We start from the raw sequence: 12,940 nt of genomic DNA, 5'->3' as shown, positions 1-12,940 counted from the left end.
GATGAAAACCCTGGATAAACGCGGATCCTATGTCCTGCTTTCTCTCGGCTTCCTGTTCGCGATTGGTGCAGCCGTGCGATTCCTTCCAAGCAGTTTTGCCATCGCGGAAAACACAACCGAAGCGCAGCCGGGCGAAGCAGCCGGGGGCGATCAGCTTCTGGATCCGTCGAACGAGGCCGTCGCGGTTCAGCCGATTGATCAGGTGTGCTTTACGGACGAGACGGCCGCAACGCTGATGGCCGACCAGAAGCAGATGGAAGCCTTGTACGAAGAGCTGACCAGCCAGGAGCTGGACCTGCGGGCGCGTAAGCTGGAGCTGGACAAACGTGCGGCCGATCTGGATGCCGTTCAGCAAGCCCTCGCCGCGCGCTGGGATGAAATGCAGAAGGAATCAGCAAACGACGTCACCCACCTCGCCCGCATGTACGGCACCATGAAGCCCGACCAGGCAGCGGCCATTTTCAATCAGATGGATCCGGATTTTGCCGGCAGCTTCCTGCGCCTGATGCGCAGTGAACAGGCGGGGCTCATCCTGGCCAGCATGGAAACCCGCAAGGCCTATGAAGTGAGTCTGAGACTGGCAGAGCTGAACAAGGATATCCGCGAAGAGGCGAACTGACGCGCCCCTGGCGCGTGTCCAATGAGAAGCAGACTTGCCCGATGACCTACAGAAATAAGGCTCCTCCAATGCAATCGTGGCGTTGCGATCCCGTTGCCTGCGCTCCAACGCTATCTGCCGCAAGAGAATCATTTGCTTTTTACCGGCAGTATCGTAATTTGCCGGTAAATGTCCGTTTCTCAACTCCCTCTCGTGATCCAGACCAGCTATGCCGAACTGCTGGACCAGCTGCGCATCGCAGCCATTTCAGAGTTCCCGACCGGTTCAACATTCCGGAAGCGCAAAATTTCCGGGCGCGATTACTGGTATGTTCAAGAGCCAACGGCTCCATCCGGGCGTCCGCCGGAGCGCTACATCGGTGCCGATACGCCCGAACGCCGCGGCCTCATTGAAACAGCCCAGCGGGCGAAGGCGGACGCCGATGCGAGAAGGGCGATTCGACGCTCTCTCACAGGGGCCGGACTACCGGAACCGGATTCACTCACCGGATCGATCATTGAAGCTCTGGTAGAGGCGGGCACTTTCCGTCTGCGCGGCGTGATTGTGGGCACGATAGCATTCCAGACCTATTCGGGTCTGCTCGGCGTGCGCCTGCCGGGGGCGGCGATACGCACAGGCGATCTCGATCTCGCGCAGGACTATGGCGTCTCGGTCAGTCTTGATGACGCATTGGACACCTCCCTTCTCGACATCCTGCAATCGGTTGATCCGGGCTTTCGACCTGTCCCGGGCATCACCAATCCAAATGTCGCGGCGACCTATGCCCGGCCCGGAGGCTACCGGGTCGATGTTCTCACGACCAATCGCGGAGCTGACCGTGACGATCCCGTCCGACTGCCGAGTCTCAAATCTGACGCTGTCCCATTACGCTACCTGGACTTCCTCCTGAAGGACACAGTCGAGGCCGCTGTGCTCACGCGGTTCGGAGCATTGGTCAACGTGCCCTCACCGGAGCGATATGCGGCACACAAACTGATCGTCAGCGTCTTGCGCCGCGCGGCAGGCCCGAGTGCAATCAAGTCAGACAAGGACATCGTCCAGGCGAGTCTCCTGATGGAAGCATTGATCATGCAGCGCCGCGAGGACGAGCTCGCAGCCGCGCTAAGCGAAGCAGCTGATCGCGGAGCAAGCTGGCGTCAGCATCTCATCTCCGCGTCCGCGAACCTGTCCGATCAGCTAAGGGAATTTGTACTTTCGATCGTGCGCGAAACCGATCGGACGGCGGCGCACTGAGCGTGTACAAAGAAAGCCGCGATCAACACAGCAGGACACAGCTCAGTTCGTGCGGTGCTGTAATCGTCGTGCGCAGCGACCGTGTACGGGTTTCTTCGTCCAGATTTCCTTGACTGTGGGTGTTTGAGACAAGATCGCTCGCGAATTGTCAGCATCGAAGGTGCATGGAGTGTGACACCCACTTCTAGCTAAAGTATCTGACAACCTACAGATTAGTAATCGAGACTATGGCGTATCGTTCACGCGCCATCATCACGCTCCTGTCTCGGCAAATACTCCGCCGGTACGGAGATCCTGTAGTCCGGGTGGAACTTGCCACCCTCGACCAGTGCCCGGGGGCCAGAGCCCAGATCGATCCTGTCCATTTCCAAATATTTGCGCCAGGCGTGATTGTGTCTGTCGGCGAACACAAAGAAGAGTCGTTTGACCTTGATGCTTTTACAGGCCTCAAGCATGGCCTGCATCTTTGCGGGCCGCACTCCGCTCAGGCTTTCAAACGCCATATCGGCTATATGAAAACTCTCATGATCGGGCAGCTCGTCCAGAAGCTCCAATACAGCGCGTTCGAGCGAAGAGACGGTCAGCGACCATCTCCCGTGACTGACAGCGAGATCCTCGTCTGCGGTCTCGCTTGATATGGCCACATTGTCCACGCCGATCATCTTGCCGCCGAACAGGCTGCGGGTCCGGGTCATATAGCGATCTGCGTCCGGCAGGCGTTTCAGCCAGGCTGGAGGCTTGCCATAGAGATAGACCAGCTCGTCCCCTCGAAACGACAAATAATGGACAAGGCCATGCGTTGCGAGTGCCGTCTTGCCACCGACGTGAACGTCATAGCCCATCAGCCGCTGCATCGACAGGACCGCGATCTTCCACCCCTGTCTTGCGTTATCGGTTTCAGACGATCCAAAGGGGCGCCTGTAGAGACCGCGCGTGACTTTTTCGAGCCAGCCACGCCGCTCGTAGTTCAGGATCGACTTGCGGTCTATTTCCCGGCCCACAAGCCATGCTGCATCAACAAGGAAGCCTGGAGGCAGCTCGTCGAGAAGGGGTTTTAATTTTTCGCGTCTTTGTTGGTTCATGGCCATTAAAATACGAATAATTTGAATTATCTGCAATCCTGAATATTACAATTAGACGATTACATAGGCTAAAAGCCAATAAATGGCGAATAATTCAATATTTATTGTCGAAACACTGCCTGTCAGATGTGAGGAGAAATGCCAATCGGTAAAGGCTGCTGGATTTGCGCTCGGGTCATACTGTCCAGATAAGTGCCGGAAATATGTTCATTCATTTCCGCCTGAATTACCCGATCAGGCCGAATCCCGCAGAAGCCTTTTTTGCACATCAGATCCTGATGTCGGAAGTCCAGTTAGGTGCCTCGGCATCGACTAAGGGCCAAGAGAATCACAGAGCAACCTGTTTCCCAATCCGCAGACGGGTAATCGGACCCCTGATACTTCGCAGTTGGAAGCACAGTATTTGACATTGACGCCCACTCAATCAGCAAGTATCTCCGCGCCTTCCTACCCCGTGCCCAGATGGCGGAATTGGTAGACGCGCTACGTTCAGGTCGTAGTTCTCGCAAGGGAGTGGAGGTTCGAGTCCTCTTCTGGGCACCAAGCCTCGCTCCGGCGAGGTTTTTTTACGTCCAAAATACCCTGTAATTACTGCAGATCATAGCAATTTTGCGGCATTTAACGTCCGGCTTGGTGTGGTGGCATTTGATGGCATCCGGTTTGAAAGATGGCAGTATTGATGGCATTGTGCGGTTTCTCGATGCTATCACCGAAGGCAATGCCATCAAATGCCCCTCTCAGATGTCCAGATCCGCAACCTGAAGCCCCGCCCAAAAACTTACCGCCAATCAGATGGCGGTAACCTTTGCATCGAAGTGAAGCCGAACGGCTCCAAACTCTGGAAGCTTTTCTATCGGGTTGAGGGCAAGATGAAGACGCTCTCCCTTGGCGCATATCCTGACGTTTCGCTCGCTCGCGCGCGCGAGAGACGGCTGGAGGCCAAAACGCTGCTGGCAGATGGCATCGACCCGATGGCTAAAGCGAAAGCTCAAAAGGAAGAGCAGCGCGCCCTCACAGAACACACGTTCGCCGCCATCGCGGCAGAAATGCTGGCCAAAGGTGCCAAGGAAGGCCTCGCCGAAACCACGCTTTCGAAGAAGCAGTGGCTGATCAAGACGGCCAATGCAGACCTTGGCACAAAGCCGATCACCGCGATCACAGCCTCCGATGTACTCGTGCCGCTCCGAAAGGTGGAGGCTCTCGGCAACTATGAATCGGCACGCCGCCTTCGCGCGGTGATCAGCCAAGTGTTCCGATACGCCATCGCTACAGCGCGCGCCGATACTGACGCGACATTTGGATTACGCGGCGCCCTGATAACGCCAACGGTGACGCATCGTGCGGCCATAACCACTGCCAAGGCCTTTTCGGGCCTCGTGCGCGCTGTGTGGGCCTATGAGGGCTCCCTTGAAAGCCAGGCAGCTCTGAAGCTTTTGGTTCTGCTGTATCCACGCCCCGGAGAATTGCGGCTAGCGACCTGGGCTGAATTTGATCTGGATGCGGCCACTTGGACCGTTCCCGCGGCTCGAACCAAGATGCGCCGCGAACACATAAAACCGCTCGCCCCGCTCGCAGTTAAAATCCTTCGTGATCTAAAGCGCCATACGGGCAATTATGAGCTTGCCTTCCCCTCGCAATTGTCACCCGGAAAGCCGATTAGCGAGAATACGCTAAACGGCGCCTTGAGACGCATGGGCTTCACGAAGGAACAACATACCTCACATGGCTTTCGCGCCAGCGCCTCAAGCCTACTCAACGAGAGCGGCAAATGGTCCGCCGATGCGATCGAAGCCGAGCTTGCCCACATCGGCGCCGATCAGGTTCGGAAAACCTATCACCGCGCCCGCTACTGGGACGAACGCGTGAGAATGGCGGATTGGTGGGCGGAACAGATTGGACGCGCTGCCGATGAAAATCGTACGTAAGTCTTGAGCGCAAGCAGGACTCATTCACATCTTGTCGGATGTTATCATTCGGGGCCGGAGTCTTTCCAATCCCGATTTGCCTGCACAGGATTCAAGAATGGAGCATCACTATTTTTCGCGCCGCGCCAAAATAAGTTGGCTTACCCTCGATATGTTTGCCCAAATTTCGAGCGAAGACCTGCTGACTGGAACATTTTCCATTAACTGGGCGGTGGAAAGTTCGGATGTGCTCGCTTTTCGCGCTGCGTTGGAATCTCTCGATGAAGAACAACTGCACTCCCGGTTCCTGGAGCGCATCGCCTTTCGGGAGGAAGATCGCATAGAGTATCGCGAAGAAGTCGATGCTGGATTGTTCTTCAACGCGCCTGCGGCGTTCGCCGACTACGGCAGATGGGCTCGGCAGCTGACCTGGACAATAGACGAATGTATCGCCTTGTCTTTGGGTCGAAGCCCGGACGTGGTCAACGCCTTAACGCTGCTCCAAGCGGGCGAGCCCGTCACGAGCTCTGAACTCGCCAAAGAATTTCGAGCGAGATATTCAATCGCCCAAAATTGGATAGAAGCAGGCCAACTTGAGGAGGAAGCCACGCCTGGCGAATATTTGGCTTGGCTTGCTCGCACTCGTTTGAGCTGCGCTCCCGATTTGGTCGAAGCAGTCGCCGCACTTGGCCATCAGATCGCAGACTGGAAAGCGATCAGCGAAGAGTTGGAAACCGTTATTGCTGATCTCCAAGCTAGGAATACGGAACTTCTGGAAAATGATCGCAGATGGGCTCAAGCACTCAACGATTTTCGGATCGATACTGACGCTGAAATCCAGCGCTTGAGCGAGCAACTCAACCAAGCTGAACTTGCGTTGAAACTCGCGGATCAGCAGACTGTTCAGCCTGTTTTCACAACAATTGACCACGAAACACTTGATCCCCGCGAACGGAAAAGTCTTCACAAAATCATCTTTTCGATGGCCAAGGCAAAATACAAATTCAGCCCCGAAAACGAGCAGTGGCCTGCAGTTTCCAAGATCGAATCCGACATGGATCTTACGGGGCTGAGCCTTTCGAACAAACGGATACGGTTTCACCTTGCGGCCGCCGCATCCACGGCAAAGCAGGAACAACGGAAATAGGTTTATTTCCAGTGCTGTAGGTAGGGAATAGCGACTGTTCCCCATGCGCCAACCGGTCTTATGCAATCTTCATCGAACCTCAACAAACGGAGTGATTCGATGTCCTATCCATTCAAGATGCCCGAAACCGGCTTTCTGCGCCTTAAAGATATTCTCGCGCCTCGCGGCCCTATCCCGATCAGTAAGTCCACTTGGTGGGCAGGCGTGAAAGATGGCCGGTTTCCGAAACCACTCAAACTTGGTGCACGTGTCACGGTCTGGCGCGCTGAAGACATCCGCGATCTGATCGCCACCGGTGTGACAGGTCATGGCGAGTAAGCCAAATTGGCGCCGTATCAAGATTCATCGCAGCTACACGATAGATGAAGCTTCCCGAGCGTTGGGAGTGTGCAAACCCACCGTGCGCCGCTGGCTGAAAAGCGGGGAGCTGACGTCAATCGACAACCAGAGACCGGCCCTCATACTCGGCTCCGAGTTGATAACTTTTCTCAAGGCGCGGCGAAAACCAAAGCAGCGATTGGGCATCGATCAATGTCTTTGCTTTTCGTGCAAGGCCCCAAGAAGCGCCGCTGGGCGCATGGCGGAACTTGTCCAGGCCAGCGCCTCCACCTTCAATGTCTGCATGCTCTGCGAGGTCTGCGAGCGCCCGATCTATCGGCGGTACTCCGCGCGCCAAATCGCAGCGCTCGGCGAGCATCTGAGCCTTTCAGCTTCGGAGGCCGTTCAACACCTAATCGAGACCGCACATCCCTGCCTGAATGTGCACTTTGAAACAGGAGGCCAGATCATTGGCAAAGCACCATCCGAAAAATGAGCGCATGAAGCGAAAATACCTCTCTTGGCTTGAGGAGGCCCGGCGCCGAAGCCCCGCCACCGCAGACCAAGCCGCCGCCGCGATTGCTCTGTTTGAGAAGTCCACGGGCTGGAAGGATTTCGCGACCTTCCGCATTGAACAGGCGATCAAATTCAAACGTGACCTGAACGCCGCATTGCATGAGAAAACCGGTAAGCCGCTTCAAAAGGCGACGATCCGTTCGCGCTTGCTTGACGTGAAAGCCTTCTTCCTATGGCTCGCTGACCAACAAGGCTATCGAAGCGCAATCCGCTACGCCGATTGTGAGTATTTCAATCCTTCTGCAAAAGACGCCCGTGTGGCCACAGCCAGGCGGGAGCGCCCGGTTCCATCACTGGAGCAGATCCGTCATGTGATCGCGAGCGCGCCGCATTCCACGGCCATTGAGAAGCGAGACCGCGCGCTGATCGCCTGGACACTCCTGACCGGCATGCGCGATGCGGCGATTGCCTCGCTGCCGATTGGAAAGGTCGATCTTGCTCGACGGGAAGTGGATCAAGACGCCCGCGTTGTGAAGACCAAGAATAGCAAAACCATGACGACTTTCTTTTTCCCGGTTGGCGATGAGGTGGAGGCCGTGGTTCGCGAATGGATCGCCTACCTCAGGACGAAACTGCACTTCGGAGACGCTGACCCGCTATTTCCCCAAACCGAAGTGACACTCGACGAGAACGGCGTGTTCACGGCTTCTGGCCTTAAGCGTGAGTTCTGGACTAGCGCGACCGCAATCCGCCGAATTTTCCGCGAGCGCTTTGAAGCCGCGGGCCTGCCGTATTTCCATCCGCACAGCTTCCGGAAAACGCTTGCTCAACTGGCCTACCGCCTGAAGCTGGATCTCGAAAGCGCCAAGGCATGGAGTCAGAACCTTGGCCATGAAAAGCCGATGACGACATGGAATAGCTACGCCAAGATCGATGATTCCCGAACAGCCGAAATCATGGTCAACCTTGCTAGCCATAACGACGATAATTCTCCAGATGAGACGCCGCCAGAAGTCACCGCATGGTTGCAACGCCTGATTGCTGCCAGCCGGAAAGGTTGAATGCCTTGCATTCGTGAGCGGCTTGCATTTCAAGTGAACGCCAACGGACAAACAAGGATCGAAAATGTTTGAAAACGCCTTCAACAATATCGATAAGGCGCTGAGGACCGAACAGGGGGTCTCTTCCGAACTCGACTATGCCGAACAGACGAGCTGGATCCTGTTCCTGAAATACCTGGATGACATGGAATCCCAGCGCGCTGACGAGGCGGAACTGGAAGGGCGTAAATATTCACCCATCCTCGCCGCAGAATATCGCTGGCAGGCATGGGCTGCCCCCAAGGCCGCCGATGGCACCCTTGACCACAACACGGCGCTGACCGGCGATGACCTGATCACGTTCGTGAACGACAAGCTGTTCCGCTATCTCGCAGGCTTTCGCGAATCGGCGACGTCACCGGACACAATCGAATACAAGATCGGTGAGATCTTCAACGAGATCATCAACCGTTTCCGGTCTGGCTATGTGTTGCGAGACGTTCTGGAGCTTGTCGATGGCCTCGCATTCAACAGCCAGGCCGAAAAGCATGAACTCTCAGACCTCTACGAGAGCCGCATCAAGCGCATGGGCAATGCGGGCCGCAATGGCGGGGAGTATTACACGCCCCGCCCGCTGATCCGCGCCATGATCCAGGTGATCAATCCCAAGCTGGGCGAGACCATCTATGACGGCGCCGTCGGTTCGGCAGGCTTCCTCTGTGAAGCCTTCACCTACATGAACAAGCCCGGCATCAGCGCCAGCGATTACGAGACCCTGCAGAAGCGCACCTTCTACGGTCAGGAGAAGAAGTCGCTCGCCTATGTGATCGGCATCATGAACATGGTGCTCCACGGCATCGAGACTCCGAACATCCTGCATACCAATACGCTTAACGAAAACGCGATGGATATCCAGGCGAAGGACCGGCATGATATCGTTCTCGCTAATCCACCGTTCGGTGGTGGCGAGCGGCCGGAAGTGCAGCAGAACTTCCCGATCCGCACTGGCGAGACCGCCTACCTGTTCCTGCAGCACTTCATTCGCAAGCTGAAGGCGGGCGGGCGTTCCGCGATCGTCATCAAGAATACCTTCCTCAGCAACACCGACAATGCGAGCGTCGCCTTGCGGCGTGAGCTTTTGGAAACCTGCAATCTTCACACAGTGCTTGACTGCCCATCGGGTACGTTTCAGGGCGCCGGGGTCAAAACCGTGGTGCTGTTTTTCGAGAAGGGAGCGCCGACGCGTGACATCTGGTTTTATGAGCTCGATCCTGGCCGAAACATGGGCAAGACCAACCCGCTGAACGATAACGATCTGGCAGAGTTCGTGAGCTTGCAGAGCACTCGCCCCAACGGGTTGAAAAGCTGGATCGTCAAGCGCGCCGATCTGGAGGAGGCGACTCACGACTTGTCGGTCAAGAACCCCAATGCGCCAGAAGCTCCACCGCTGCGGAGCCCTGAGGCGATTATCGCCGATATGCTGGTACGGGATGCCGAGACGGCAGACATTCTTGAGAACATCCGAGGGATACTGTGAAGGTGTGCTGGGAGCTGAAGCCGCTTGAAGACGTCTGCTCCATCTGCAACGGAGGCACACCTAAATCGAGTGTCGAATCCTATTGGGGCGGCGATGTGAATTGGTTGACCCCAAAAGATATGGGGAAGATGCAAGGCCGGCATATCTCGACAACCCCCCGAAAAATATCGGAAGAAGGTTTGCGCAACTGCTCTGCCCGTCTGGTGCCAACGTCTTCGGTGATCATGTCAACCCGTGCACCAATCGGTCATCTGGCAATCAATGATGAGCCGATGTCATTCAATCAGGGCTGTCGGGGCATGGTTCCTGGAAACCGACTTGACGTCATATACCTTTATTATTTCCTCTCAGCCAACACAGAGAAACTGAACGAGTTAGGTACTGGGACGACCTTCAAAGAGTTGTCGTCGTCGGCCCTGAAAGCGTTCTCCATTCCTCTCCCACCGCTCGAAGAACAACAGCGGATTGTTGCGATACTGGACGAGGCCTTCGAGGGCCTGGACCGCGCCCGCGCCCACGCCGAAGCCAACCTCCAAAACGCGCGAGAGTTGTTCAGGAGTGTGCTTGATAGTGTATTCTTTAATCCCCCGGAACATTGGACCCAATCTGATCTAGGCTCTACTTGTAAGTTCGTCGGCGGATCGCAACCACCGAAGTCTGAGTTTGTTTATTCATCGGGCGACGATTTGGTGAGGTTGATTCAAATTAGAGATTACAAGAGTGACCGAAATATCGTGTTTATACCGAAGTCACTCGCTCGGCGTTTTTGCGAAGAAGACGACGTGATGATTGGCCGATATGGCCCACCATTGTTTCAGATTCTTCGGGGCATTAAAGGCGCATACAATGTTGCTTTAATGAAGGCTCTTCCCGATCCAAAATGCCTCTCGAAAGATTTCCTGTACTACTTTCTGCGTAATGGTCGCATCCTTCGATACATCATCGAATCTTCAAGCCGAGCCGCTGGTCAGATCGGCTTGAACAAAGCGACGATTGAACCTTATCCGATTGCCTACCCTTCCGCTGAGGAGCAGATCAAAGTAGTCCAGAGGCTAGATGCTGCGAGCGCAGAGTGCGACGCATTGGAATCCAAGTGTGCGCAAAAACTTAAGGACATCGAAGACCTCGGCCAGTCCCTTCTCCAAAAAGCCTTCGCGGGCGAATTGACATGACATAATCTCGCCCCATGAGCACTCACGACGAAACGGAAGCCGATACACGCGCCAATCGCATAGACCCTGTCCTTACGGCAGCAGGCTGGGGCATTGCCGAGGGCTCTCGCGTGCGCCGCGAGCACATTTGCCCCGGACGGATCGCAGGAGGCGGGCGGCGCCTCAACCCCGTCACAGCTGACTACGTATTTGAGTATCGCGGGCAGAAGCTGGCGACCCTGGAAGCAAAGCGCGCTGGCCTTGGACATACAGATGGCGTTGGACAGGCCAAGGACTATTCCAGACGCCTGAAGGCGCGCTTTGCCTATGCATCCAATGGCATCGGCTGGTACGAAATCGACATGAAAACTGGCAAGGAACGGGACATTACCCCACCCTTTCCGACACCCGATGAACTCTGGGCACGTTGTTTCGCTGAAGCCAGCGCCTGGCGAGACCGCTTCGCCGCCGTGCCCTTCGAGACCGGCGGCGGCAAGTGGGACCCACGCTATTACCAGCACAATGCGATCAATGCCGTTCTGGAGGCCATTACGAAGGGCGACAAGCGCATCCTGCTGACCCTCGCCACTGGCACGGGCAAGACAAGCATCGCCTTCCAGGTCGCCTGGAAACTATTTCATTCGAGCTGGAACCTGTCAGGCGAACCCGTGCGGCGCCCGCGCATTCTGTTCCTCGCAGACCGGAACATTCTTGCTGATCAGGCCTACAACTCCTTCTCCGCCTTTCAGGCTGATGCGCTGTCCCGTGTAAACCCGCGAGAGATCCGCAAGCGCGGTGGCATGCCGAAGAACGCGAGCGTCTTTTTCTCGATCTTCCAGACCATGATGACGAGTGGTGCCGACGAAGAAAACGAAGGCGTGATTACCGAAGGCGAAGCAAACTACCTTCAGTATCCGCCGGACTTCTTTGACTTCATCGTGATCGACGAATGCCACCGGGGCGGCGCCAATGACGAGAGCACCTGGCGCGACATTCTCAATCATTTCGGACCGGCTGTTCAGCTAGGCCTGACAGCAACACCGAAGCGCACGATAAACACCGACACATACAAATATTTCGGCGAGCCGGTTTACACGTACGCCCTGAAAGAAGGGATCGAGGACGGCTTCCTGACGCCGTTCAAGGTCCGCCAAATGGCCAGCACGATTGACGAGTACGTTTATTCACCCGGCGACACGATCGTCAGTGGCGAGATAGAGGACGATCGGAAATATACCGAAGCGGACTTCAACACCAAAATCGTAATTGAAGCGCGCGAGCGCAGCCGCGTTGCCGAGTTTATGGCTCAAATAAATACCAAGCAGAAGACGCTGGTTTTTTGTGCCACACAGGCCCACGCCGCCCGCGTGCGAGACTATATCAACCAGATCAAGACCGTTCCCGATCCGCACTATTGCGAACGCGTCACAGCTGACGACGGCGAGATTGGCGAAGAACACCTGCGAACTTTCCAGGACAATGAAAAAACGATCCCAACGATCCTGACGACCTCGCAAAAACTCTCTACCGGCGTTGACGCGCGCAACATCCGCAATATCGTCTTGATGCGGCCCGTCAAATCCATGATCGAGTTCAAACAGATTATCGGACGCGGTACGCGAACTTTCGAAGGAAAGGACTTCTTCACGATCCTGGACTTTGTGAAAGCCTATGAACACTTCAACGATTCCGAATGGGATGGCGAACCACTAGACCCACCAGACAAGCCCGCTACTCCGCCCAAGCCACCTAAGGACGGGGAAGACGGCGGTGACGATCCCGACAAAGATGGTGAGAACGAGAAGCCGAAGCGCGAGAAGATCGTCATAAAGCTTGCCGATGGCAAGGAACGCCGGATCCAGTACATGGCGTCCACGTCCTATTGGTTCGAAGGCAAACCGATTGGCGCGAAAGAGTTCCTGGATCGCATGTTCGGCGATCTCAAAAACCTGATTGCTGGCGAGGATGAACTACGCGCCAAATGGAGTGACCCGGAACTTAGAGCGCATCTTCTGACTGCCTTGGAAGAACGCGGTTACGATTCCGATCGACTGGAAGAAATGCAGCTTCTGATCGACGCGAAAGAAAGCGACGTATTCGACGTGCTAGCCTATGTCCGCTTCTCACTGGATCCGAGGACCCGCCACGAACGCGCCGACATAGCCAGGGGTGAAGGCCTTTCCGGTTATGAAGCGGAAATGCGCGAGTTCCTACGAGAAGTTTTGAACGCATATGAGCGCGAAGGCTCAGTTGAGCTCGGTTACGATAAGCTAAGCCCCTTCCTTAGGGCAAAGTATGGATCAACCGCCGACGCGAAGCGAAAGCTCGGCGAAATGGGCAGCATTCGTAGCGCGTTCAAGGATCTGCAGCGGTTTTTGTACAAGGACTGATTA

11 protein-coding genes and 1 tRNA gene are annotated in these 12,940 nt (G+C 55.8%); 11 read left to right on the top strand and 1 reads right to left on the bottom strand.

From position 1 onward, the window contains the following. Window position 1 precedes the first annotated feature (1 nt). Together ACQ66M_RS08485 and ACQ66M_RS08480 are read left to right on the top strand one after the other, a co-directional pair. A complete protein-coding gene (locus tag ACQ66M_RS08485) occupies window positions 2-619 on the top strand; it encodes a MotE family protein (protein WP_430403172.1) in 618 nt (205 codons plus the stop codon). 168 nt (window positions 620-787) lie between these two features. After that, window positions 788-1,852 (top strand): nucleotidyltransferase family protein, encoded by a 1,065-nt coding sequence (locus tag ACQ66M_RS08480; RefSeq protein ID WP_430403170.1) that lies wholly within the window; start codon window positions 788-790, stop codon window positions 1,850-1,852. Between the two features lie 239 nt (window positions 1,853-2,091). Here the strand turns inward: ACQ66M_RS08480 and ACQ66M_RS08475 are convergent, their stop codons facing one another. Continuing rightward, complete coding sequence (locus ACQ66M_RS08475; RefSeq protein ID WP_430403168.1) at window positions 2,092-2,934, bottom strand: type IV toxin-antitoxin system AbiEi family antitoxin domain-containing protein; 843 nt, start codon at window positions 2,932-2,934, stop codon at window positions 2,092-2,094. Window positions 2,935-3,390: 456 nt separating this feature from the next. Here ACQ66M_RS08475 and ACQ66M_RS08470 point away from each other — a divergent pair. The 9 genes from ACQ66M_RS08470 to hsdR all read left to right on the top strand — a co-directional run bounded on the left by ACQ66M_RS08470 (window position 3,391) and on the right by hsdR (window position 12,937). Further along, window positions 3,391-3,477 (top strand) — tRNA-Leu (locus ACQ66M_RS08470). Between the two features lie 185 nt (window positions 3,478-3,662). Beyond that, window positions 3,663-4,859, top strand: a complete 1,197-nt coding sequence (locus ACQ66M_RS08465) for a tyrosine-type recombinase/integrase (RefSeq protein WP_430403166.1) — start codon at window positions 3,663-3,665, stop codon at window positions 4,857-4,859. A 97-nt stretch (window positions 4,860-4,956) separates the two neighbouring features. Beyond that, window positions 4,957-5,985: a hypothetical protein gene (locus tag ACQ66M_RS08460; protein WP_430403164.1), complete on the top strand. Its 1,029-nt coding sequence runs from the start codon at window positions 4,957-4,959 to the stop codon at window positions 5,983-5,985. A gap of 99 nt (window positions 5,986-6,084) precedes the next feature. Next, window positions 6,085-6,303 (top strand): helix-turn-helix transcriptional regulator, encoded by a 219-nt coding sequence (locus ACQ66M_RS08455; protein WP_430403162.1) that lies wholly within the window; start codon window positions 6,085-6,087, stop codon window positions 6,301-6,303. Then, window positions 6,293-6,799, top strand: coding sequence for a helix-turn-helix domain-containing protein (locus tag ACQ66M_RS08450; RefSeq protein ID WP_430403160.1), 507 nt, complete (start codon window positions 6,293-6,295; stop codon window positions 6,797-6,799). Before ACQ66M_RS08455 ends, ACQ66M_RS08450 begins: the two co-directional genes overlap by 11 nt. Next, on the top strand, window positions 6,774-7,880 hold the full coding sequence (locus ACQ66M_RS08445; protein WP_430403158.1) for a tyrosine-type recombinase/integrase: 1,107 nt from the start codon (window positions 6,774-6,776) through the stop codon (window positions 7,878-7,880). The genes ACQ66M_RS08450 and ACQ66M_RS08445 overlap by 26 nt, the downstream gene beginning before the upstream one ends. Before the next feature lie 64 nt (window positions 7,881-7,944). After that, complete coding sequence (locus tag ACQ66M_RS08440; protein ID WP_430403156.1) at window positions 7,945-9,396, top strand: N-6 DNA methylase; 1,452 nt, start codon at window positions 7,945-7,947, stop codon at window positions 9,394-9,396. 2 nt (window positions 9,397-9,398) lie between these two features. Continuing rightward, entirely contained in the window at window positions 9,399-10,568 is a 1,170-nt protein-coding gene (locus tag ACQ66M_RS08435; RefSeq protein WP_430403154.1) for a restriction endonuclease subunit S, read from the top strand. Between the two features lie 14 nt (window positions 10,569-10,582). Next, window positions 10,583-12,937, top strand: a complete 2,355-nt coding sequence (gene hsdR, locus ACQ66M_RS08430) for an EcoAI/FtnUII family type I restriction enzme subunit R (RefSeq protein ID WP_430403152.1) — start codon at window positions 10,583-10,585, stop codon at window positions 12,935-12,937. Window positions 12,938-12,940 lie beyond the last annotated feature (3 nt).

The sequence above is a fragment of the Hyphomonas sp. genome, assembly GCF_965284475.1.
Taxonomy (GTDB): domain Bacteria; phylum Pseudomonadota; class Alphaproteobacteria; order Caulobacterales; family Hyphomonadaceae; genus Hyphomonas.
Note: the sequence above shows the minus strand (reverse complement) of the source record. Positions and strands in the feature narration are given on the sequence as shown.